This is a genomic window from Thalassospira sp. HF15, assembly GCF_011806525.1.
Lineage (GTDB): Bacteria > Pseudomonadota > Alphaproteobacteria > Rhodospirillales > Thalassospiraceae > Thalassospira.
In genome coordinates this window covers 670,080-691,789 of the sequence record NZ_JAAVKI010000001.1, presented here as the reverse complement: position 1 = coordinate 691,789, position 21,710 = coordinate 670,080, and the positions used below count along the sequence as shown (strand labels likewise).

Sequence of the window (21,710 nt, the reverse complement as noted above, 5' to 3'; positions counted from 1 at the left end):
GAAAACGTCTGGGTGTTATTTGCTTAAGCGCAAGGCTGTTTCAAGGTCGTTAACAAGATCATCACAATCTTCAATCCCGACCGAAAGACGCAAAAGGTCACCCGGAACAGGACTGGTCGGGCCTTCGACCGAGGATCGATGTTCGATCAGGCTTTCGACCCCGCCAAGCGAGGTCGCGCGTTTGAAGAGTTTGCACTGGTTATGGAAATCAACCGCACGCTTTTCACCCCCCTTGACCCGCAGCGACAGCATTCCGCCAAAGCCGCCTGTCATCTGCTTTTTGGCGATGTCGTGACCGACATGGCTTTCAAGCCCTGGATACTGTACCTGTTCGATTTCAGGATGGTTTTCAAAATGCTTGGCAATTGCCATGGCATTGGCGCTGGCACGTTCGACACGCACCGAAAGCGTGCGCATCCCGCGCAGCAAAAGCCAGGTTTCAAACACGCCCAGAACCGCGCCACCTGATGCATGCTGTTTGCAGACGCGCTGCCAGAATTCACTGTCTTTGGCCGTGGTCAGCGATCCTGCCAGGACGTCACTGTGGCCGTTCAGGTATTTGGTTGCCGAATGCATGACGATATCGGCCCCAAATTCAATCGGGCGGGTCAGAAGCGGGGTGGCAACGGTGTTATCGACGGCAACAATTGCACCTGCAGCTTGGGCCAGCTTGGCAACGGCGGCAATATCCGTGATCTGCCAGTCCGGGTTGGCCGGGGTTTCCAGCCAGACCAATTTCGTCTTGCCGGCAACAATGTGCTTGTCCCAGTCGGCGATATCAGCGTTATCGACGAAATCAAACGTCAATCCGGCACGCACACCACTATCAAGCATGAAGCCGCGAAGCGCCCAGTACATGACTTTTGGGGCGACAACATGATCACCCGGGTTCAGCGCATGCAAAACCGCAACGGCCGCCGCCATGCCCGACGCAAAAAGACGGGTTTCAGAACCGCCTTCAAGTTCATTCAGAACAGCGGAGGCCTGATCATAGGTCGGGTTGTCTGCACGGGTGTAGCAGCGCCCGTCATGGTAGCTGAGATCGGTGTTGCGTTCGAACGTTGTCGAGGGATAAAGCGGCGGTGTAACGGACTTTGTAGCCTCGTCGACCCAGCCAAGCGCCTGTGCGCTCACGGTGGCAGGGGACTGTTTTTTTGCATGATCAGACATGGTGGCACCTGATTTGGTTGAGATTTGTTGCCGCGCAACATAACGTGGTTCCCGCCACACACCAAATTGAATTGCCACCAAACACTGATCTTTAGGTCCCCACATGACTGTTTATCCCAAAATCACTCTGCCCAAGGAATGCGATGTCGTTGTTATCGGCGGCGGCATTCATGGGTCTTCAAGCGCCTATTACCTGACCAAGGCCGGCATGAAAGTCGTGCTTCTGGAAAAGGATACAATTGCTTCCCATCAGTCCGGTCGTGCCTGGGGCTTTGTCCGCCAGCAGGGGCGTGATCCGGTTGAATTGCCCTTGATGATCGAAGGCAACAAGATCTGGCAAGGCCTTGAAAAGGAACTGAATGCCGATCTCGAATGGCGTCAGGGCGGGGTTCTGTTCGTTGCGCGCGATGACAAGGAAATGAGCGAGTTCGAAGACTGGATTAGCGACACCAAACACTTTGGCATCGAAACCCAGGTTCTTGATCCCAAGGGTGTCGAAAAGCTGACCCCGGGGATCACAGCACCGGGTGTTGGCGGTATCTACACACCGTCCGATGGGCAGGCCGAACCAAAAAAGGCCGCACCTGCGATTGCCAAGCGCGCCAGTGAGATGGGGGCAGTTATTGCCGAGGGGTGCGGTGCGCTGTCGATTGAGACCGAGGCAGGCGCGATCAGCTCAGTCGTGTCCGAGCAGGGCGAAATCAAATGCAAGTACGTCATTTGCGCTGCTGGGGCTGCGACCCATAAATTTGTTGCCAAGTTCGGGCGTCGTATGCCGCAGCAAACCACACGCGGGACGGTGATCCGGACAACGCCCGTTCCTGATATCTCGGCCGCGGGTACATTGGCAGCAGGGCTGGCGTTTCGTCAGCGCGCTGACGGGTCGTTGAACATCGCCGATGAATTCATGACCGACATTGATGTCACTATGGGGCGTCTTAAGTTCGCGCGCGATTTCATGCCGGGCTTGTTTGATAATTGGGCGACCTTCAAGTTCCACTTTAACAAGCGGTTCTTTGATGATCTGGTCGATCGCATGCCGGGCTCGGATGCTGCCAAACAACCGATGATCGGTCGACGCACCAATCAGGCGGAACCCTATGAGGTGCGTGTCAAAAATGCGATGCGCAACCTGCAAAAGGTCCTGCCGCAGATCAAGAAGGTTGGCATTGTCGATACATGGGCGGGCGATATTGATGTCACCCCGGACGCGGTGCCGGTGATTGATCAATTCGATAACCCCAAACACTTCTTTGTCGCATCAGGTTTTTCTGGCCACGGCTTTGCCATGGGGCCGGTGGTGGGCAAGGTGCTGGCCGACTGGATCACCACCGGACAGCCATCCATCACGCTAAAGGGCATGGAACTTGGCCGGTTCGAGGACGGCACGCGTCGCACCCCGCGCACACGTGTCTGATTGCTTTTACGCGCGCAGGTATTTTGCGGCTTCAGTCGGGTCCACATATTTCCCATATGCGGACTTGACTTTACCGGGTTCTCACGCGAAAAATTGCAATGTTATAACGTAACTTTTGTGTTGTGACGGCTTCATGAGGGTCGCAGTTATAGCATTGGGCCGGACGATCTGTCGCCCAAACAGATGCACCAGACTGACCGGCAATACCATTTGGTGTTGCCGGTCTTTCTCATGGTGGAAAGCGCTAAAGGCTGCGCGCCAGACGCAGGATAATCGCCCCGCCCAACGTCATCATGGTCGAGGATATCTTCACAAGATTAAGCTTTTCGCCCATGAAGAACACCCCGATCAGAAGGGCAAAGATAATGCCGGTTTCACGCAGTGCGACCACAAGCGGAATCGGTGCCTGTGTAAAGGCCCACATCACCGTGGCATAGGCCCCGAAGGACGCGGTCCCACCAACGAAAAAGACCTTTTTGCCTGACTGCGCGATATCGGCAAGAATGCGCGGGCGCATGAGGGTCACAATCACAGCAAAGATCACAATATTACCGATGGTCTGATAGCTGTAATATCCAAGCGCTGTTCCAGCCAGCCGTGCACCGGTGCCATCCACCAGTGAGTAGCTGCTGATAAAACAGCCGGTGATGATGGCAGCAACGGCTGCATTGCGGTTGTGTAAACCATCGGCCTGCCTTGTGATGCACATGCTGATGATGCCAACCCCAATCACGACAATCGCCAGCCACTCGCTGACATGCAGGGTTGCGCCCATGATCAGGACCGAGACAGCGGCGACAATCAGCGGCGAAGACCCGCGTGCGATCGGATAAACCTGGCTGAGATCACCCAAACGATACGCCAGGATCAGAAACAACTGATAGCCGATATGAAGCCCGATGGAACCAATCAGATAGGGCCAGCTTTCACGTGCCGGAAGTTCAACAAAGGGCAGCAGGACGAGAACAATCGGCGTATGGCCCAGCACAATCGCTGTCATGTTCATCAATTTGTCCGAGCCACCCTTGACCAATGCATTCCACACGGCATGCATCAGGGCAGCACCCATTACGGCAAGAAAGACAGTCAAACTCATGGCGGGCCATCAATGTTACGGTTTTGTGACGTAATCATTGATGCTTAGCACGCAGATTGAAAAACAACCAAACCGAACTTGCAAGGGCTGCTATGAGCTAGACGCCGTATGCTCGACCTTTTGCGAGGTTGTCGATGATGCAGTGCTTTTGCCATCAAAGAACCGGGTCGCACCAATAGGTGGGGCAATGAAATCGCTATGTGCAATTCCGGCATCCTTGCGGGCAGACGCCAGTCTGACGGGCGGTTCATCAACCGGTTCGGCAGTCAGAACAAATGTGCCCCAGTGAATGGCAAGCGCCTGTTTGACGCCCATTTTCTGCATGATCTGAATGGCTTCTTCGGGATTGCAGTGCGAATTGCGCATGAAGTCGCGCGGGTCATAGGCCCCGATCGGGATCAGGCCAAAATCAATTCCGCCATGGATCGCACCCATTTCGGTAAATAGTGCTTCGTTCCAGCCGGTGTCGCCGACAAAATAGAACCGGTAGCCATCAGAAAATTCAAGGACATACCCACCCCACAGCATTTCCTTGCGGTCCTTGGTGCTGCGGCTTGACCAATGGTTCGACGGCACATGCGTGATCTTCAACTCGTCATGATGATGGCTTTCATCCCAATCAAGTTCGACATAGCGATCAGCAGTGATTCCCGCCTTTTCCAAAAGCGCACCGTTTTTAAGCGGCAGGATATAGCACGGCGCATTGCCAAGTTGTGTCAGGCTGGCAAGATCGAAATGGTCATAGTGATTGTGTGACAGCAACACCAGATCAAGCTTGGGCAACTGATCAATGTGAAGGCCGGGTTGGGTATAGCGTTTCGGGCCAAGGCGCTTGAATGGCGATGCGCGATCCGAAAATACCGGATCGGTCAGGATGTTCAGCCCGCTATATTGCACCAGAACCGTGGCATGACCGACCCACGTGACCTGCAGGCGGCTTGGGTCTGGATTGTGGATGGCGTCATGATCAGGTGTTTCGGTCGGGATCTTGCCGATCTGATGTTTGGCCTTGGGCCAGTTGTCGTCGCCGAAATAACGCCGCCGCAAGAAATGCCAGAAAGACCGTTTGACGGTATCGGGCAGGGGGTGATGGTTCTCGAAACCGGTTTCTGTGTGGTGGTCGGGTTTGTTTTCTTGCTGCACGTTGATGTCCTGATCCGGTGTTGGTTTGACCAATCTGCTGTCCTTTATACGACCCACTATAAGGTAACGGCCAAATCAACCCGCGCAAGGGAAAGGCCGAAATGCGGGACACACATTTCGGCCTTCGGGGTGGTCTGCCCATGCGGAGGCAGACCAATGCTTTCGCAGGTGCTGAGGCAGCCCTTACGAAAGCAGGGGGGAACTGAAAGTTATTCGATTACGGTCGCATAGGTCTCAAGCGCCGGGCTTTCTTCGATCAGGCCCTGTTTGACCATGTAATCGGCAAAGCGCGCATAACGGGCCTTATCAAGGGCGGCTGGACGCAGGGCAAAGCGTGGCAGGGTATCGGCCCATGCCTTGATGTTGAGTTCATCATCAAGGTTCGGATAAGCCGAAATGAAAGCCTGCCAGCTGTCATCAGGATGGTTGATCAGGTATTGCACGCCCTCTTCAAGTGCGGCCAGCATGCGGGCATAACGCGGATCATCGGTTTTATCGTTGCGCACCGTCAGGATCAGCTCGTCATAGGGTGGAACGCCTTCTTCCTCGACGTAAAATGCCTTGCCCGGTTTACCTTCGATCTCCATCTGATTGAGCTCGAAATTGCGGTACCCGCCAATGATCGCATCGACCTGACCGGAATAAAGTGAAGGCGACAGTGAGAAGTTCACATTGATCAGCTCGACATCGTCAATTGATACCCCATGGTTGCCCAGCATGGTGCCCAAAAGCGCATCCTCAAACCCCGCAAGGGAATAGCCGATCTTTTTGCCCTTAAGATCCGCGATTTCCTTGATCGGGCCATCAGCAAGCACGATCAGACTGTTAAGCGGGGTTGCAACCAGGGTGCCGATGCGCGTCAGAGGCAGGCCCTCGGCGGCCTGAACGTGAAGCTGTGGCTGATAGTTTACGGCCACATCACCCTGACCGGCGGCAACAAGGCGCGGCGGAGCGGATGGATCGGATGGTTCGATCAGTTCGACGTCGAGATCATGCTTGGCAAAGAAACCCTTTTCCTTGGCAACGATCAGCGGGGCATGATCGGGGTTCACAAACCAATCAAGAAGAATGGTCAGTTTGTCCGCAGCAAAGGCCGTACTGGATGTTCCCAGAACAGCAGCACCAAGGGTGGCGGCGGTAAGCATGGATTTCAGGCGTGACATGGAAGGACCTCCGTATTTATGCGCCATGCATTAGTCATGCGATGATTGGTTTCGCCGCCAACCTGACGGCGGTGAATGGTGTTATCGAACCGGTTTCAGGCTGTCGGGTTGCCATGGCAGGGCCGCGCGCAGGATGCGGTCGACAATGAAATACTGCGTGATTGAAAAGGCGCACAGGATCAGCAGACAGGCAAAAACCATGTCGATCTGAACCCGCGCATTGGCATGCAGCATCAGATATCCCAGCCCGTGACTGGACCCGACCCACTCACCGATCACAGCCCCAATCGGCGCGACGGCGGTGGCAACGCGAAAGCCCGATGCAAAGGCGGGCAGGGCCGCAGGCAGGCGGATATGGGTCAAAAGCCGCCAACGGCTGGCCCCCATGGTGCGCGCCAGATCAAGCCAGCCGGTCTCGGTGCGTGACAGCCCATCAAAGAACGCAACCGTCACGGGGAAGAAAATGATGAGTGCCGCCATGGCGATCTTCGACGCCAAGCCAAAGCCCAGCCACAACACCAGAAGCGGCGCCAGCGCAAAGAACGGAATGGCCTGCGATACCAGCAGGATCGGCATCAACCAGAACCGCACCGGTGAAAACAGCGCCATCGGAATAGCCGCAAGGGTGCCAAGCGCGGCGCCGGCAAAGAGGCCGATCACGGTTTCGGCGATGGTGTATTGCGCATGATCAAGCAGGACTGCATGACGTTCGTTTAGCGTTGACCAGACATCGGCCGGGGGCGGCAGCATGTATTTCGGCGCGCCGGTGACAATCACCAGGACCTGCCAAGTGGCAATCAGCGCAACGATAATGATCAGCGGCCGCGCAAGCTTGAGCCAGCGACGCTCCGACAGCGGGATGGATTTTGTATGAGGATTATTTTGACCCGTCATACCGCACCCTCCGACGCGTCTGCGCCAAGTTGACCAAGCAATTCGGCCTGCTGTGCCAGGATATCGGGATCAGCAATGTTACGCGGGCTTTGGCCCTTTGGTGTGATGGCATCCTGCAATCGTGCCGGACTGCCTGACAGGACATGAACGCGATCGCCAAGGCGCAGGGCTTCAAGCGGGTCGTGGGTGACCAGAAGGACCGTTTTGCCGCGCAGCATGCGGGCGGAAAGTTCCTGCAGGCGAAGACGGTTAAGTGGATCAAGAGCCGAGAACGGCTCGTCCATCAGAACGACCGGGCGATCCTCCATCAGGGTGCGGGCAAGGGCCGCGCGTTGCTTCATGCCGCCAGACAGTTCAGCAGGGCGCAGGTTTGCCGCATCACTTAATCCAACTTCGGTCAGCAAATGTGAGGCTTTGTCATGTTTGGGTGTTTCGCCGCGCAGGACAGCGCCCAGCACGACGTTCTCATGCACTGTGCGCCACGGCAGCAGCAAATCCTGCTGCGCCATATAGGCGACCCGGTCTTTGAGCGGGGTATTGTCCGAACAGGTGATGGTACCGCTAACATCGCCTTCGACGAGGCCCGCGAAATAGCGCAAAAGCGTACTTTTGCCCACACCACTTGGTCCCAGCAGGCAAGTAAAGCTGCCAGCGGGCAATGTCAGATCAAGATCATGGAAAACGTCCGCACCGTTAAAGGCCACACGGGCCGCATGCAGGGCAATGTCGAAACGGGCTGGATTGTTTTGCGCCATGTCGGGCGCGTGTTCTGTGCTGCGCATACGATCCTTCCTACGCCGGTCTTAACCGGTTCAGGTTCAAAGGGTCGTTCGGCAACACCGAACCTCTCAGCCGATTTACGATCGGCCCCCCCGGAGATCAGGCGACTATGCGCAGACAAATCGGCGACGTCAAGGTTTGTGACAATTCTTGAACTTGATCCTGATCACACCTTACCAGCGCGCAGCATGACGATGCAGCTTTCCTGCCGGGTGATCCCAGCGATGGGGTGTGCCTGCGATGTTGACGGGAAAGGCGATGCGTCGGGCTGGACCCCAGTCCGTCTCTTCCAGATTTGCGGCAATATCCGCGTCTGTTTCCGCAGCAACCCTGCCAATGCAATCGGGCGTCGCTGTCTTGCTGAGCATATGTGCCGTTCTGGCCAATGAATGGCGGGCGGTTGTGATTTCGCCATGCGTGGCGCGGCGGATCAGGGCGCGAACGGCACTGGCCGCCATCAGATATCCCGTCGCGTGATCAAGGGCCTGAACGGGAAGCGGAATGGGCTTCTCCGCACTCGCCTGCATCATGCCCCAATCGGCTATGCCGCAGCTCATTTGAACAAGGCTGTCAAACCCGCGCCGCTTTGCCCATGGCCCGGTCCAACCATAGGCAGACAGTGTCACGTCAATCAGCGCCGGGTTAATGGTGCGCAGGGTTTTGGCGTCATAGCCCAATGCGGGCAGGGCAGCCGGGCGATAGCCGTGCAGCAAGATGTCCGCATTCGAAACCAGATCTTCAAATATCTTTCGGTCTTCAGCTTCGCGCAAATCAAGTCCCGCACAGCGTTTGCCGAGTGTCACTTCGGGAATGACCGCACCTTCATCCCAGCCCGGCGGATCAATGCGCAGCACATCCGCACCATAGGCGGCCAGAAAACGCCCGGCGACCGGCCCGGACAAGACACGTGTCAGATCAAGGACCCGGATGCCACGCAGCGGGCAGGTCGAGTCAATTGATGCAGGCGTGACAATGGTTTTTGCATGCTGCTGCCAACTGATCAGGGGGTCTGTGGCGATGGCTTTTCCTTGCTGGTGTGCCTGCCATTCCGCAAGGCTGCGCATCGCCGCAGCGCAGCCATTGGCCGCAACGATTTTGGTTTCAAGCGCGTCGCTTTGCCAATCCCGTACCGCCATGGCGAGGTCATCGCGGGTTTGGTAATCGCCCAGAACAGAAAGTGCGGCCGCGCGGTGGTGCGGTGCGTTGGTATGCAAACGGATCCAGCCATCGCGGGTTTGATAGTCGCCTGCCAGCGGATCCCAGATGCTTGGCAATTTCCAGCCCTGTGGACGGATCGTCATATCAAACCATTTCGACGCCAGCCGCTGATCAACCGTTACCGGTGCAAGCGATCCGGTTTCAAGCGCGCGCCAGTTTGAAATCATCGCGCCCGCCATCCCGATACTTGCGCTGGCCAGTTCCGATACTGCGAAATAGGACGGCAAGGCGTCTGTGCGGATGGTTGTGATTTCAGGTGTTTCAGAAAGACCAAGGGCATTGGCGATTTGGGGCGTGAAACGGTTGGGCATGATGGCGTTTCCTTGTTCAGGGGGCGGAACCAGTAAGACCCAAAGCATCATCCCGGACTGGACAAACCGTCAATCTTGATCAAGATAATCAATATGAAAAAAATCGATGACGGATCATTCTGCACATTGTCGGCAGCAGACGTTTGCACGCAGGTCGGCATATCGCGCGACACGCTTTACGCCTATGTCAGCCGGGGGATAGTGCGCGCGATTGCCCATCCCGGTGATGCGCGCAAAAGCCTGTATGACCGGCGCGATGTCGCCAAACTGCATGATCGAAAACGACGTGGCCGGTCGCGGCAATCTGTTGCCGCCTCCACCATTGATTGGGGGGAGCCGATCCTGGTTTCGGACATCACCCAAATCAATGATGGGCAGTTTTACTATCGCGGTCAAAATGCGGTCGAGCTGTCGCATACCATGACGCTTGAGGACGTGGCCGGACTTTTGGCCGGGCTTCGATGTGATCCTGCATTGAATGCCGTGCCGGACTTTGTATCTGCCAAGCATGATCTGGCGTTTCAGCGTATGGTGGCGATGATGGCCGACCTTATGACCGGATCGCCGCGCGGCGATGGTCGCCCGATCGCAGCAAGAATCGTTCGGCTTGGTGCGCTGGCTGCGGCAGGGGTATCGGATGACGGGCAAAGTCCGATGCATTTGCTGTTGGCAGATGCGTGGTCAGATCATGAGAGTGCACCGGATCTGTTGCGTCGCGCCCTGGTGCTTTGTGCGGATCATGAGCTTAATGCGTCTGCGTATGCCGTGCGCGTCGCGGCATCAGCCGGGGCAACCATACCGGCATCCCTGATGGCGGGTTTGTCGACCCTGTCGGGTACGCGTCATGGCGGCCTGACACCGAAATGTCGGGCCTGGATGGATCAGGTCGAAAAAGCGGACGGCAAGATCGATCCAGATCATGTGCCGCCGGGGTTTGGGCATCCGCTTTATCCCGATGGCGATCCGCGCACCCGTGCCCTTATGCAGGCCTGTGGTCAAACCGGTGATGTCTTCTGGGCCCGAATTGCACGTCAGGTGGCGCAAAATACCGGGCAGCACCCCAGTCTTGATTTCGGATTGGCCTTGATCGAACGCGAACTTGGTTTGCCGAAGGGGGCTGGGCTTGGCATTTTTGCCGTCGGGCGGATGGCGGGCTGGATCGCGCATCTGTTTGAACAGCGCAAAAGCGGCAAGATCATTCGGCCGCGCGCCAGTGCCAGCTGAACCTTTGCCGTAAAGTGAAACATATCTTTGATTTGTGAATTTGATGGTTTCCTCTATCTATCTGTCGGGGCCATTAAACAGAAAGACGGGTATGAGGCATCAGGGGTTCACCATTCGACCGGGTTTGGCGGCGGAGCATATTGATCTGGCATGTGATCTTTTCTGGGAAGCGTTTCGTCAAAAACTTTCATTGATTATGAAGCCTGAAGACAAGGCCTTGGCCTTTATCAAGCGTGTCATCGGGACAGATCACGCCATCAGCGCCGTTTCCGACGACGGCCAGTTGCTTGGCGTTGCCGGTTTCAAAACGCAGCATGGCGCATTTATTGGTGGCGATCTTGAAGACTTGAGCCTGATCTATGGATGGTGGGGCGGGTTATGGCGTGGATTGTTGTTGGATATGCTGGATCGCGATTTGGCAGATGATATCCTTTTGATGGATGGCATCTTTGTCGATCCGGTCGCGCGCGGGCGCGGTGTTGGAACCGCTTTGCTTGATGCGGTGGCGCAATCCGCCCGGGAGCGCGGCCTTGCGAAGGTCAGGCTGGATGTTATTGATATCAATCCACGTGCACGGGCGCTTTATGAACGGTGCGGCTTTCGCGCAATTGAAACCAATCACATCGGACCCTTCCGCCATCTGTTTGGTTTCCAGTCCTCAACCACCATGCATCTTGATCTTCAGAACGCACCCGTCTGATCACTGGACGTCTGATCAAGCGTCTTGCGCACGGCGTTCGCCAGTTCGCGGTTGGTGTAGGGCTTGTTGACCAGGGGATAGACCGGCTTGTCCCCGGCCCGTTCATGCAGGACACCTGCAGTGAAGCCCGAACATGTCAGAACAGCAATGTTTGGACGGATTTCGCGCACCTTGTCGCCCAGTTCCAACCCGTTAATCCCGCCGGGCATGACAATATCGGTAAAGACCATGTCGATGTCGTCGCGTTCTTCAACGATCGCCAAGCCTTCCTTGCCGCTGTGCGCGGTGATGGTCGTATAGCCATACTCGGCAAGTACCGAGGCCGCGATTTCAGCCAGTTGCTGCTCGTCGTCGACGATCAGGACGGTCTCGTTGCCGTGTTCTGGCTCCGCCTCGGCCTCGATATTGAATTTGCTGTAGGGAACCTTTTGTCCGTCCTCATCGGCAAATGGCAGATAAATCCGGAACGTGGTGCCCAGGCCAGATTCTGAATAAAGCGAGATATACCCGCCCGAACGTTTGACAAAGCCATAGACCATCGCAAGACCAAGCCCCGTACCCTTGCCGCGTTCCTTGGTGGTGAAGAAGGGCTGGAAAATCTGCTCGGCGATTTCGGGCGTCATGCCTTTGCCATCGTCGCTGACGATCAGCTCGACATAATCGCCTTCGGGGACTTTTTGCACGGCGGGCACGGTGATCGCGTCAATATGGGAAACGCGGGTTTCAATGGTCAGTTGTCCACCATCGGGCATTGCATCACGCGCATTGATGGCAAGATTGATAATCGCATCTTCAAAATCGCCGACATTCAGTCGAACGGCTGGAAGATTATCCGCCAGTTTCAGTTCAAAGCCGATTTTTGAGGTGATCGATTTGCCGATCAGTTCACGCAGTTCGGCAAGGATGTCGTTGATCACAACGGCTGCGTTTTCCTCTGGCGCCTGGCGGGAGAAATTCAACAGCCGCCGGGTCAGTGTCGCCCCGCGCTCAGCCGCCGTCATGGCCTTGCTGACGAATTTGGAGATCGGTGAGTCGTCATCAATTTTGCGCCGGGCAAGATCAAGGTTGCCGACAATGATGCCAAGCAGGTTGTTGAAATCGTGCGCAACACCACCGGTCAATTGCCCAATGGCCTCCATCTTCTGGGAGCGGCGTAACTGTTGTTCAAGCGCATGTTCAGCGGTCAGGTCGGTAATGGATGCAATGAAGTGGCGGCGACCCTGTACGTTCATTTCGGCGATGCCAAGGTTCATCGGGAAGATCGTGCCATCCTGTTTCTTGCCCTTGACTTCCCGGCCGATCCCAATGATCTGCGCTTCGCCAGTGCTGAGATAGTTTTTGATATAGGTGTGATGACGCGAACTATCCGGGTTGGGCATCAGCATCGATACGTTCTGGCCAATGACCTGTTCTGCACTGTAGCCAAATATGTTCTCGGCCTTGGGGTTGAAGCCTTCGATCACTCCTTCTTCATCGGCAAACACAATCCCGACTGTGACACTTTCGAATGCCACGCGGAAACGTTCCCGGGTTTCAATAAGCGCAGTGATGTCGCGTCCCGTTCCGCGATAACCAAGGAAATTTCCAACATCGTCAAACACCGGAACACCGGAAATCGAAATTGTCAGCACCGTGCGATCATTGAGTTGGACCTGATACTGGAAGTCCCGAAATGGCTGACGGGCTTCAAGTGTTTCATAATGCTCCCGCCATTTCGGGGTGTCAGTTGGTTCGGCGGCATATTCGTCGCGACGTTTGCCCTGCAAATTATCAATATCGAAGTTTGGCACATCGGCTGCGCGGATGCTTGTATCCTTGATGCGATGGTTTGCATCCGTTTCCCAGACCCAGTCAGAAGCAGTTTGAGTAAAATCGCGAAAACGCCGTTCGCTATCACGAAGTTCGCGTTCCTTGTTCTTGAGCTCGGTAATATCCGTGCGCACACCAACGGTGCCACCCCCTTCAATGCGTTGTTCGGAAATCAGAAGCCATCGGTCGCCAACCTGTTGTTCGACACGGCTTGTGGGGAGGCGGTGCTGTTGCAGGCGGTCGGCCAGCCAGATTTCCTCGACCCCAATCGCATCGGGGAACGCACCACGTGATAATCCTGTGCGCAGGATCTCTTCGAAACTGTTGCCTTTCTTGATTGCGTCGGCATGGGTTTTGTAAATATCGCGATAGACATCGTTACAGATCACCAGTCGATCTTCGGCATCAAACAGGGCAAAGCCTTCGCCGGACGATTTCAGGGCATGTTCAAGGACATTCTGGGCCGCCTCGGCTTCTTTCAGGGCCTGTTGGGCCTGATCTTGCGCCCGTAGCGTGCCTTTGAACAGTTGCATGATCTGCGTGTAGGTGTAGGCGGTGGCGACGCCAATTGCTCCAATCCCCAGTGTTATCAGCATGATTGCGGTAGAAACAAAAGGCGCAATCATGTCATCCCAGGTGGCTTCGACGATAACGGACACTGCCAATTTCGGAACGGGTGCATAGGCGACAAGGAGCTCGTTGTCGGCATCGTCAAAAACCCACATCAGGCCGGATTTTCCCGCCAAGCCTTCAAGCATTGGTCTTGCGTAGTCGGAATTCACCGGGACTGTTTCGCTGTGGCTGCGTTCTTTGACCTTGGTTTCCTGATGAACAAGAATTTCAAGGGCGTCATTGATACGCCGAACGACCAACAGTTCTTCGGTGCCTTCCAGAGCCGAAAGTGAATTGAAGGCATCCTCGACCTGCGACATGGTTGCGGCAAAAGCATCTTCCTTGTGGTCGCTTGGTGCTTCGCGATAATCATAGGCCGCAACTGCATTGATCAGTTCGGCATTGGTCTCTGCGAGGCTGAGCATTGATGCGCTGCGCGCCTTGACCATATCCTTGTAAAGGACCTGTAGGCTTCCGATACCGATGACCAGTGCGACGAGGATCATCGGTGTCAGGATTTTGACAAGGAGCAGGGGCTTTTTCATCAATGTGCCGCCATTTTGGTGTGGATCCTAGGACAGGAACCGTTCTTCGATTTCGACCGGCGAAGTGGGCCGGGCCATATGAAAGCCCTGACCGATTTCACAGCCCATGCTCTTGAGCCAATCATAGGTTTCCTGGTTTTCGATCCCTTCGGCAACCACACGCATGTTAAGGCCATGGGCGAGTGACATCGACATCTGCGTAACGGCCTGACATTCGCGATCTGTCACGGCCTGACGGATAAACGACTGATCGATTTTCAATTCATTGAACGGCACACGCACCAATTGCTGCATGGATGAGTAGCCGATGCCAAAATCATCAATCGAAAGACCAAAGTTCTTCATCCGAAGCCGGGTCAGAATATCCATGTAGGACCCGACATTTTCCATGATCGCCGTTTCGGTCAGTTCAATGATGATCTTTTCAGGGGCGATATCACGAGCCTTGATCATTTCATCAAGCTTTTCGGGCATATCAAGATCGACAACCGTGGTCGGCGAGACATTGATCGACATGGTGATGTCGTGATCACGCCATCTCGCCATTTGGGACATGGCTTCTTCAAGCACATATTCGGTCAGATTGTTGATCAGGCCGGATTGCTCGGCCAGTGGAATGAAAAGCCCGGGATGGATCAGGCCACGTACTGGATGTTGCCAGCGCAACAGGGCTTCGACCCCGGAAATCATACCCGTATTGAGGTCAAACTGAGGTTGATAAACAAGAAAGAATTCGTGATCGGCGATGCCACGACGCAAGCCCTGTTCAGTCGGTATATCTGAGGGTGGGGCTTTCTGGCGGTGTGCATGCGGGATGAACTTGTCGAGAATGGCTTCAAGTTGATCAATGGTGAATGGCTTTTCAAGAACGCCAAGCACTTCCATGTTGCGTTCAGATGCAAGTTCGGACGCCGAATGCAAAATTGATTTGTCCTTGCCGCTCATCAGGACCAGCGAAGCGTGCGAGCGGTTTTCATGCAGGAAGCGAATGATCTCGATACCGTCCAGCTTGGGCATGAACAGATCAAGAATGATCACGTCAAATGCGGTGGAGTAGGCGCGGACAAAATCGTCGGCATCCGACACCGCGACCGCATTGTGGCCGATGGCGGTTACCGCATCAGCGACGAACTCGCTCATATCGGTTTCGTCATCAATGACCAGAATATTGATCTGATCCGTTTTGGAAATATGCAAGGCAAGTCTCTCTAGCGTCTAAAAGACCGGAAAAATGGATCGACAAAATTGATATGGGGAGACTATCTGCGTGTATAAGGGGCGCCATCCTCATTTAGGGACATATTTTTACAACTTTTGCGCGTCACAGATTGAAATCGTCCGTGATAAAGGCATTTTTCCGAGGAAAATTGAGCAAATCCGGGCTTGCACAAGGCTGCGAAACCCGGCACTTCTCGCAGATGTGCCTGCATCATTGTCCGGTCTGAAATGATGAAACTGCCTGATTACAGAACGCCGAGCATTCCCAGCCGCATGATCGCGGCCGAGATTTATCGTGGCTCAAGCTATGGCCCGAAACATCCGCTGGCGATCCCCCGGGTGTCCCTGGTGGTGGATATGGTGCATGCGTTGGGGTGGGTGGACGAAAGCACCTATCTGACCGGGCCGGTGGCCACACCCGATCAACTCGCGCGGTTCCATGATCCCGAATATATCGCGGCTGTCATGCAGGCCGAACGCGACCAATTCTTGCCCGACGACATGATGGAACGGTTCGGATTGGGCAAGAATGGCAATCCGATCTATCCGGAAATTTTCCGGCGCCCGGCGACTGCGGCCGGATCGTCGGTGATGGCCGCCAATCTGATCCGGGACGGCGGCATTATTCATCACCCGGCAGGCGGCACCCACCATGGTTTGCGCGATCGGGCGTCCGGGTTCTGTTATTTCAACGACCCTGTTTTGGGGATTTATGCCTTGCTCGATAGTGGGTTGGATCGGGTTTTGTATGTCGATGTCGATGCCCATCACGGGGACGGGGTACAGATTGCCTTTGCCGAGGACGAGCGGGTTCTGACCGTGTCCATGCATCAGGAAGACCTGTGGCCAAAGACCGGGGCGATTGATGATATTGCCGGGGGCATGGCACGCAACCTTCCGATGCCGGGGGGCATGCATGATGACGAGATGCGCTACGTCCTGTTTGAATATTTGATTCCTCTTGGATTAAGTTTTGCGCCTCAAGCTATTGTTTTACAATGCGGATGTGATACTCTTGCAGAAGATCCATTGTCCAAACAGCTTTTGGGCAATCAGTCGATCTGGGAAGTCGTGGGGACGATGACCCGATTGGCACCCAGAAGCCTTGTTTTGGGGGGCGGAGGATATAGTCCATATGGCGTGGCACGCTGTTGGTCCGGGGTGTGGGCAACCGTTAACGGGATCGAAATACCTGATGTGCTACCCAAAACAGCGGAAAATATCCTGCGTGTCATAAAGTGGTCGCATAGTCGTGGCAGGCAGCCAGCAAGTGAATTGTTTACCACACTTGCAGATCCATGGCGGGGTGGCGTCATCCGGGACGAGGTTCGGGATCGCGTCAAAAGACTAAGAGGATATGGGGTATGAAGTCGTTCTTTCAGATGGCTTTGGTTGTGTGCTTTATCAGCGCGGCGGTTGTTGCCGGGCTGAATGCAAAGGCAACCGGATTTGATCGTTCGCGTCTTCTTGTTGATGGCGAGGTGTTTAATGTTGAACTGGCCATAACACCCGAAGAACGATCGCGCGGCCTGATGTTCCGTACCGAAATGGCCAAGGATGCCGGCATGCTGTTTGATTTCGGCAGCGCCCGCGACATTTCGATGTGGATGAAAAACACCTTCATTTCGCTTGATATGCTGTTTATCGATGCCAAGGGCACGATTGTCGGCATTGAAAAGCGCACCGTGCCGCAATCAGAAACCATCATTCCGTCGCCAAAGCCTGTGCGTTTTGTGCTCGAACTTAATGGGGGTTCGGCAGACCGGATGGGATTTGAGGTCGGTGAAAAGGTTGAAGGCCTGCCGCGTTAAGCCGGGCAGGCGGCATTTCGCCAACAGGCAAATGATCAATCAGCAATAGCAAGGCCGCAGGGGATATCTGCGGCCTTTGGTTTTTGTGCAACTTCTTGCGTCATTTTTTCGATAAAAACGCACAATGCGGTCTTGCCCACCCAGCAAGATGGTGCTAAATCCACATCCGCGTCGGGGAGTAGCGCAGTCTGGTAGCGTACCTGCTTTGGGAGCAGGGGGTCGCGAGTTCGAATCTCGCCTTCCCGACCATTTTCCCCTTTTATCGTTTTTCGGATGCCCAACGGGATTTCCAAGTCACGATAAAAGGTGTAAAAGATGAAGAGATAGCAGGGGTTAGAGAGACCCGTTTATACTGCCATCACCATCTTATCCCGAAGGTCAAGACGAGGGTCCCGATGAAGGTCCGTGTTTACAAACCTGCCAAGAACGCCATGCAGTCCGGTCAGGCTGCGACCAAGCACTGGGTCATGGAATTTGAACCGGGTGCGAAAAAGGTTGCCGATCAACTGATGGGCTGGATCGGATCGACCGACACCCGTGGTCAGGTCCGTATGGAGTTCGAAACCCTCGAAGAAGCGCAGGCCTTTGCCGCCAAGCACAAGCTGATCGCGGATATCGAAATGCCCAAACCGCGTAAACTGCAGCTCAAGGCCTATGCCGATAACTTCGCGTTCAAACGCGTCGTCTGATCTGGCCAACGGCCACTGGCAATTGACCAATTCTCGGGGCGGATTTCCGCCCCGTTTCGTCTGACAGGGGACGGTAAACCCTGAAACCATATCGGGCAGGCGTCCAATGCCGTGCCCCAGGGGTCGTAACCACCCCACCCAGCGGTCCCTTAGCTCAACTGGATAGAGCAACAGACTTCTAATCTGTAGGTTGCAGGTTCGAGTCCTGCAGGGATCGCCATTTTTTCTTTACCCAGCCGATTTAACGAGCAGAGAAATAGCGCCCTGGACGATGATTCAGCGCGATGATCAGGTTGAGTATAACCGCACCCAGGATCGAGAGCAGGACCTTGTCAAACGGCAGGGTCAGGAAGGCGCAGATGAGGATCACCAGATCCACGGCAAGTTGGAAATAGCCGGCGCGGATATTGAAGTTTTCCTGCAGATAAAGTGCGAGGATATTGACCCCGCCAAGGCCCGCACGATGGCGAAACAGCATCAACAGGCCAATCCCCATCAGTGCCCCGCCAGCAACGGCGGCATAGATCGGGTTGAGATTGTTGAACTCGACCAGCATCGGGGTCAGTTTCGAGAAGGCCGAGACCAGACCTACGGCGATGAAGGTCTTGATCGTAAAGGCCTTGCCCATGCGTTTAAACGCCAGCCAGTAAAACGGCAAGTTGATCACGAAGAAGATCACGCCAAATGACAGCCCGGTCATGTGTTCGATCAAAAGGGCAGCACCTGCGGTACTGCCGGTGACAAGGATGCTTTCGCTATAGAGCGTGACACCCAGCGACACCACCATGGTGCCCAGCAACAGGGCCAGAACATCCTCATACGGGCGATGGGCGATATCGTCCTTTTTTGGCGTGCTGGTGTTGGAGGCTGTGTCGGTTGTGTTTTCGGTGCTCATAAGCGGTGTGCTGCCAGTTAATTGATCAGACTATATAAAATACGCCCTTCGCAGGTGCGAAACAAGCTGTGCGCAAGACGCAGCCGAAAATCGCGCGTTTTTGATGTGTGGGCAACGCCAAACGCAAAAGACCGGCCCAAATCGGACCGGTCTTGGTAATTTTGTGTGTCAGTTGGTTTTGAGGTCAACCGGCGATCAGGCCGCCTTGTCCCATTTCGGCGCGAAGGACGGATCGATCAAGCGGCCACTGGGGTTGGCAAGGTCATGGATGGCCTTCATGTCATTGTCTGACAGTTCGAAATCAAAAATATCGAAATTGGCGGCGGCATTTTTCGGGGATCCCGATTTCGGGATGGCCATGACGCCGTCTTGCTGCAACAACCAGCGGAGCGTCACCTGTGCGGCCGACTTGCCGTATTTTTCTCCAATGGCCTTAAGCGTCGCATCCTGCATGACATTGCCACGCGCAATCGGGCAATAGGCCGTCAGCAGCATGTCGTGTGCGCGCAGGCTTTCGAGCACCTTGGACTGATCAAGATAGGGGTGATATTCCACCTGATTGACCGTCAGCGGCACATTGGTTAGCGAGACGGCCTGATCAATCAGGGCCGTCGGGAAGTTTGAAATCCCGATCAGGCGCGTCATGCCAAGGTTTTTGACCTCATTGAGGGCTGCCATGGTTTCTTCCAGCGGCACGTCATCGGTCGGCCAGTGCAGCAGCAACAGATCAACATGGTCAAGATCAAGCTTGCGCAAGCTTTCGACAACCGACGTCTGCAAATCGCCGCTTTGGAATTTGTCGTACCAGACCTTTGTGGTCAGGAAGTAGTCGTCACGCGCCAGGCCGGATTTCTTCAGGCCGCGACCAACGCCTTCTTCGTTGTGATACATCTGGGCGGTATCGAAATGGCGATAGCCGATCTTGGCCGCTTCATCGATCATTTTCGCCGCGTCATCATTGTTGAGCTCGTATGTCCCAAAGCCAAGAGCCGGGATTTCAACGCCCTGCCAATTCCGGTAAATCATGATGGTTTACCCCCTTGTTTCGTTTGATTGTTGTGATTTTGGGTCTTCGCGGTGTCATGTGCAAATGACGATCCGGTGTCAGTTTGCCCGATTTGCGCCAGATTTAGTGCACATGTCGCAGATCGCAACCTGTACATCAGGATGGTAAAGGCTGTGCAATCGGGGGGAGGTGCCCGGTAACGCCCCGTTTTGGCAGGCTGCGTTCGGGCAAAGAAAAAGGGCGACCAACAAGATGGGGTCGCCCGAAGTTCAGGACTTAGAGTGAGGCTGTATCAAGCCAAGAACGAGATTGCCGTAAATCGCGGGGGTGATCCTTGATGTGGCTCAAACGCGGTCGATTATTGTTCGACCGTGCTGCCATCACTGGTTTCACTGACGGCGGCATTGAGGTGATAAAGCGACTCACGGATCACCTGCGGCCCAAGATCCTTGGTGATGAAGACGATTTTGGACCGGTGGTCGTCACTTGGCCATGCGGGCAGCGATGCCGGCGGATGGAAGACATGCTGCACGGCATGAATGGCGACCGGGGCGTCTTCACCAACCAGATTAAGAATGCCCTTTACGCGCAAAAGGCTTTCGCCGCGCATCTGGGTGAAAATCTCCGCCCAGGTGACAAAGGCATCCCAATGGATCGGTTCATCGAAGGTGATGCAAAATGACCGTATATGGTCGTCATGGCGGTTAACGTCATGGCTGTGGTCGTGATGGTGACCATGATCGTGTTTATGATGGTTGTCGTGCGAATGGTCATGGCTGTGATCATCATCGCCATGTTGCTCATAGGCTTCATCGCGCAGCCATTTCTGAACATCCATGCTTTTGGTCGTCGGGTCATAGAGCCCGGCATTAAACAGCTTGGACACCGCGACATCGCCATTGACCACCGGATAGATCGGTGCGGCCGGATTAAGGGCACGCAGGCGGCTTTCAAGCGCGGCCCGCGTCGCCTCATCGGCAAGGTCGGCCTTGGTCATCAGGATGCGGTCGGCCACGGCGGCCTGCTTGACACTTTCGGGGTGGTTATCAAGCTGCCCTGCGCCATGAACCGCATCAACCGTGGTCACCACGCTATCAAGGCGAAACTTTGTGGTCAGAAGCGGGTCGGTCATCAGCGTGTGCAGGATCGGCGCCGGGTCGGCAAGGCCGGTGGTTTCAATGATCACCCGATCAAATTCCGGGATTTCACCGCGCGTGCGTTTGACAAACAAATCACGCAGGCCGGAAATCAGATCACCGCGCACCGAACAGCAAATGCAGCCGGAATTCAGCAACACCACATCTTCGGAAACCTCGCGCACCAGAAGATGATCCAGCCCGATTTCACCGAACTCGTTGATCAGCACTGCTGTGCTTTCCATGCCATCTTGCGTCAACAGGGCATTCAAAAGCGTGGTCTTGCCACTGCCCAGAAAGCCGGTAATGACGGTGGTGGCGATGCGTTCAAACTGTTCGTTTGCAAGGGACATGATCAATCGGGTCTTTGTGCATGTGGGCGATGGAGATTGCGCTTATTTCTTGCCATAAAGCTCTTCCGCTGAGATTTCCGGTTCGGAAATCACGACTTCTTCGCCGTCGCGCGCCGCAAAATAGAAACAGTTGCGCCGTCCGGTGTGGCAGGCGACACCAATTTGATCGACTTCGACCAGAACGGTGTCCATGTCGCAGTCATAGCGGAAATCAACAAGCTTCTGGACCTGGCCGGAGCTTTCACCCTTGCGCCAGAGTTTGCCGCGCGAGCGCGAGAAATAGCACACCCGGCCGGTTTCAAGCGTTTCAAGCACCGCATCGCGGTTCATCCACGCCATCATCAGGACTTCGCCGCTGTCATGTTGCTGGGCGATTGCCGGGATCAGGCCGTTTTCGTTGAATTTCAGTTTGTCGGCAATCAGTGCATTTGAGCCCGTCATGGGGAAGCTCCGGTCGATGGTGGTTGACTTTTGACGTTTGGCGCGTCAGAAAATGATATATTATAACATTTCATCTGAT

General features: G+C 55.1%; 19 protein-coding genes, 2 tRNA genes and 1 riboswitch. Of the genes, 8 read left to right on the top strand and 13 right to left on the bottom strand.

The genetic code is table 11. The features are described 5' to 3' along the window. Positions 1 to 15: 15 nt before the first annotated feature. Complete coding sequence (locus HED22_RS03175) at positions 16 to 1,170, bottom strand: PLP-dependent aspartate aminotransferase family protein (protein ID WP_167718772.1); 1,155 nt, start codon at positions 1,168 to 1,170, stop codon at positions 16 to 18. A 103-nt stretch (positions 1,171 to 1,273) separates the two neighbouring features. Here HED22_RS03175 and HED22_RS03170 point away from each other — a divergent pair, with 103 nt between their 5' ends. Further along, positions 1,274 to 2,587, top strand: a complete 1,314-nt coding sequence (locus HED22_RS03170; protein WP_167718769.1) for an FAD-binding oxidoreductase — start codon at positions 1,274 to 1,276, stop codon at positions 2,585 to 2,587. Positions 2,588 to 2,831: 244 nt separating this feature from the next. Here the strand turns inward: HED22_RS03170 and HED22_RS03165 are convergent, their stop codons facing one another. The 6 genes from HED22_RS03165 to HED22_RS03140 form a co-directional block, all read right to left on the bottom strand. Beyond that, positions 2,832 to 3,683, bottom strand: coding sequence for a hypothetical protein (locus HED22_RS03165; protein WP_167718767.1), 852 nt, complete (start codon positions 3,681 to 3,683; stop codon positions 2,832 to 2,834). 90 nt (positions 3,684 to 3,773) lie between these two features. Then, complete coding sequence (locus HED22_RS03160) at positions 3,774 to 4,859, bottom strand: MBL fold metallo-hydrolase (RefSeq protein WP_175581090.1); 1,086 nt, start codon at positions 4,857 to 4,859, stop codon at positions 3,774 to 3,776. Between the two features lie 176 nt (positions 4,860 to 5,035). Next, positions 5,036 to 5,989 carry an ABC transporter substrate-binding protein gene (locus HED22_RS03155; RefSeq protein WP_167718764.1) on the bottom strand — a complete coding sequence of 318 codons (954 nt, stop codon included), beginning with the start codon at positions 5,987 to 5,989 and terminating at the stop codon, positions 5,036 to 5,038. An 81-nt stretch (positions 5,990 to 6,070) separates the two neighbouring features. After that, complete coding sequence (locus HED22_RS03150; protein ID WP_167718762.1) at positions 6,071 to 6,883, bottom strand: ABC transporter permease; 813 nt, start codon at positions 6,881 to 6,883, stop codon at positions 6,071 to 6,073. After that, positions 6,880 to 7,665, bottom strand: coding sequence for an ABC transporter ATP-binding protein (locus HED22_RS03145; RefSeq protein WP_167718759.1), 786 nt, complete (start codon positions 7,663 to 7,665; stop codon positions 6,880 to 6,882). The genes HED22_RS03150 and HED22_RS03145 overlap by 4 nt, the downstream gene beginning before the upstream one ends. Then, positions 7,656 to 7,767, bottom strand: a riboswitch (TPP riboswitch). Its footprint overlaps the gene before it by 10 nt. A 69-nt stretch (positions 7,768 to 7,836) precedes the next feature. Beyond that, positions 7,837 to 9,192, bottom strand: a complete 1,356-nt coding sequence (locus HED22_RS03140; RefSeq protein WP_167718756.1) for a CoA transferase — start codon at positions 9,190 to 9,192, stop codon at positions 7,837 to 7,839. Positions 9,193 to 9,285: 93 nt separating this feature from the next. Here HED22_RS03140 and HED22_RS03135 point away from each other — a divergent pair, with 93 nt between their 5' ends. Both HED22_RS03135 and HED22_RS03130 read left to right on the top strand, forming a co-directional pair. After that, positions 9,286 to 10,416: a citrate synthase gene (locus HED22_RS03135; protein WP_167718752.1), complete on the top strand. Its 1,131-nt coding sequence runs from the start codon at positions 9,286 to 9,288 to the stop codon at positions 10,414 to 10,416. A 91-nt stretch (positions 10,417 to 10,507) separates the two neighbouring features. Then, the gene (locus HED22_RS03130; RefSeq protein ID WP_167718749.1) at positions 10,508 to 11,116 is read left to right on the top strand and encodes a GNAT family N-acetyltransferase; all 609 of its coding nucleotides are present in this window, start codon (positions 10,508 to 10,510) and stop codon (positions 11,114 to 11,116) included. Here the strand turns inward: HED22_RS03130 and HED22_RS03125 are convergent. Continuing rightward, on the bottom strand, positions 11,098 to 14,082 hold the full coding sequence (locus HED22_RS03125) for a PAS domain S-box protein (protein ID WP_167718746.1): 2,985 nt from the start codon (positions 14,080 to 14,082) through the stop codon (positions 11,098 to 11,100). The genes HED22_RS03130 and HED22_RS03125 overlap by 19 nt on opposite strands. A gap of 27 nt (positions 14,083 to 14,109) precedes the next feature. Beyond that, positions 14,110 to 15,279: an EAL domain-containing protein gene (locus HED22_RS03120; protein WP_167718743.1), complete on the bottom strand. Its 1,170-nt coding sequence runs from the start codon at positions 15,277 to 15,279 to the stop codon at positions 14,110 to 14,112. Between the two features lie 252 nt (positions 15,280 to 15,531). Here HED22_RS03120 and HED22_RS03115 point away from each other — a divergent pair, with 252 nt between their 5' ends. The 5 genes from HED22_RS03115 to HED22_RS03095 all read left to right on the top strand — a co-directional run bounded on the left by HED22_RS03115 (position 15,532) and on the right by HED22_RS03095 (position 18,020). Then, on the top strand, positions 15,532 to 16,668 hold the full coding sequence (locus tag HED22_RS03115; protein ID WP_254869699.1) for an acetoin utilization protein AcuC: 1,137 nt from the start codon (positions 15,532 to 15,534) through the stop codon (positions 16,666 to 16,668). After that, positions 16,665 to 17,111: a DUF192 domain-containing protein gene (locus HED22_RS03110; protein ID WP_167718739.1), complete on the top strand. Its 447-nt coding sequence runs from the start codon at positions 16,665 to 16,667 to the stop codon at positions 17,109 to 17,111. The genes HED22_RS03115 and HED22_RS03110 overlap by 4 nt, the downstream gene beginning before the upstream one ends. A gap of 172 nt (positions 17,112 to 17,283) precedes the next feature. Further along, a tRNA-Pro gene (locus HED22_RS03105) sits at positions 17,284 to 17,360 on the top strand. A gap of 146 nt (positions 17,361 to 17,506) precedes the next feature. After that, entirely contained in the window at positions 17,507 to 17,800 is a 294-nt protein-coding gene (locus tag HED22_RS03100; RefSeq protein WP_167718737.1) for an ETC complex I subunit, read from the top strand. A 143-nt stretch (positions 17,801 to 17,943) separates the two neighbouring features. Further along, positions 17,944 to 18,020 (top strand) — tRNA-Arg (locus HED22_RS03095). Positions 18,021 to 18,041: 21 nt separating this feature from the next. On the opposite strand, the gene HED22_RS03090 is transcribed toward HED22_RS03095, so the two are convergent. The 4 genes from HED22_RS03090 to hisI all read right to left on the bottom strand — a co-directional run bounded on the left by HED22_RS03090 (position 18,042) and on the right by hisI (position 21,631). Continuing rightward, positions 18,042 to 18,695 carry a YitT family protein gene (locus tag HED22_RS03090; RefSeq protein ID WP_175581088.1) on the bottom strand — a complete coding sequence of 218 codons (654 nt, stop codon included), beginning with the start codon at positions 18,693 to 18,695 and terminating at the stop codon, positions 18,042 to 18,044. Between the two features lie 195 nt (positions 18,696 to 18,890). Next, the gene (locus tag HED22_RS03085) at positions 18,891 to 19,721 is read right to left on the bottom strand and encodes an aldo/keto reductase (protein WP_167718735.1); all 831 of its coding nucleotides are present in this window, start codon (positions 19,719 to 19,721) and stop codon (positions 18,891 to 18,893) included. A gap of 338 nt (positions 19,722 to 20,059) precedes the next feature. Next, a complete protein-coding gene (locus HED22_RS03080) occupies positions 20,060 to 21,190 on the bottom strand; it encodes a GTP-binding protein (protein WP_167718732.1) in 1,131 nt (376 codons plus the stop codon). Between the two features lie 42 nt (positions 21,191 to 21,232). Next, a complete protein-coding gene (gene hisI / locus HED22_RS03075; protein ID WP_167718729.1) occupies positions 21,233 to 21,631 on the bottom strand; it encodes a phosphoribosyl-AMP cyclohydrolase in 399 nt (132 codons plus the stop codon). Between the last annotated feature and the right edge of the window lie 79 nt (positions 21,632 to 21,710).

What these genes read in the sequence shown, in the direction of transcription:
- HED22_RS03115 (WP_254869699.1), top strand. Translation starts at nt 15,532, where the DNA reads ATGAAACTGCCTGATTACAGAACGCCGAGCATTCCCAGCCGCATGATC.
- HED22_RS03140 (WP_167718756.1), bottom strand. Translation starts at nt 9,192, where the DNA reads ATGCCCAACCGTTTCACGCCCCAAATCGCCAATGCCCTTGGTCTTTCT.
- HED22_RS03125 (WP_167718746.1), bottom strand. Translation starts at nt 14,082, where the DNA reads ATGAAAAAGCCCCTGCTCCTTGTCAAAATCCTGACACCGATGATCCTC.
- HED22_RS03135 (WP_167718752.1), top strand. Translation starts at nt 9,286, where the DNA reads ATGAAAAAAATCGATGACGGATCATTCTGCACATTGTCGGCAGCAGAC.
- HED22_RS03170 (WP_167718769.1), top strand. Translation starts at nt 1,274, where the DNA reads ATGACTGTTTATCCCAAAATCACTCTGCCCAAGGAATGCGATGTCGTT.
- HED22_RS03175 (WP_167718772.1), bottom strand. Translation starts at nt 1,170, where the DNA reads ATGTCTGATCATGCAAAAAAACAGTCCCCTGCCACCGTGAGCGCACAG.
- HED22_RS03100 (WP_167718737.1), top strand. Translation starts at nt 17,507, where the DNA reads ATGAAGGTCCGTGTTTACAAACCTGCCAAGAACGCCATGCAGTCCGGT.
- HED22_RS03130 (WP_167718749.1), top strand. Translation starts at nt 10,508, where the DNA reads ATGAGGCATCAGGGGTTCACCATTCGACCGGGTTTGGCGGCGGAGCAT.
- HED22_RS03110 (WP_167718739.1), top strand. Translation starts at nt 16,665, where the DNA reads ATGAAGTCGTTCTTTCAGATGGCTTTGGTTGTGTGCTTTATCAGCGCG.
- HED22_RS03090 (WP_175581088.1), bottom strand. Translation starts at nt 18,695, where the DNA reads ATGAGCACCGAAAACACAACCGACACAGCCTCCAACACCAGCACGCCA.
- HED22_RS03080 (WP_167718732.1), bottom strand. Translation starts at nt 21,190, where the DNA reads ATGTCCCTTGCAAACGAACAGTTTGAACGCATCGCCACCACCGTCATT.
- HED22_RS03165 (WP_167718767.1), bottom strand. Translation starts at nt 3,683, where the DNA reads ATGAGTTTGACTGTCTTTCTTGCCGTAATGGGTGCTGCCCTGATGCAT.
- HED22_RS03085 (WP_167718735.1), bottom strand. Translation starts at nt 19,721, where the DNA reads ATGATTTACCGGAATTGGCAGGGCGTTGAAATCCCGGCTCTTGGCTTT.
- hisI (WP_167718729.1), bottom strand. Translation starts at nt 21,631, where the DNA reads ATGACGGGCTCAAATGCACTGATTGCCGACAAACTGAAATTCAACGAA.
- HED22_RS03145 (WP_167718759.1), bottom strand. Translation starts at nt 7,665, where the DNA reads ATGCGCAGCACAGAACACGCGCCCGACATGGCGCAAAACAATCCAGCC.
- HED22_RS03150 (WP_167718762.1), bottom strand. Translation starts at nt 6,883, where the DNA reads ATGACGGGTCAAAATAATCCTCATACAAAATCCATCCCGCTGTCGGAG.
- HED22_RS03155 (WP_167718764.1), bottom strand. Translation starts at nt 5,989, where the DNA reads ATGTCACGCCTGAAATCCATGCTTACCGCCGCCACCCTTGGTGCTGCT.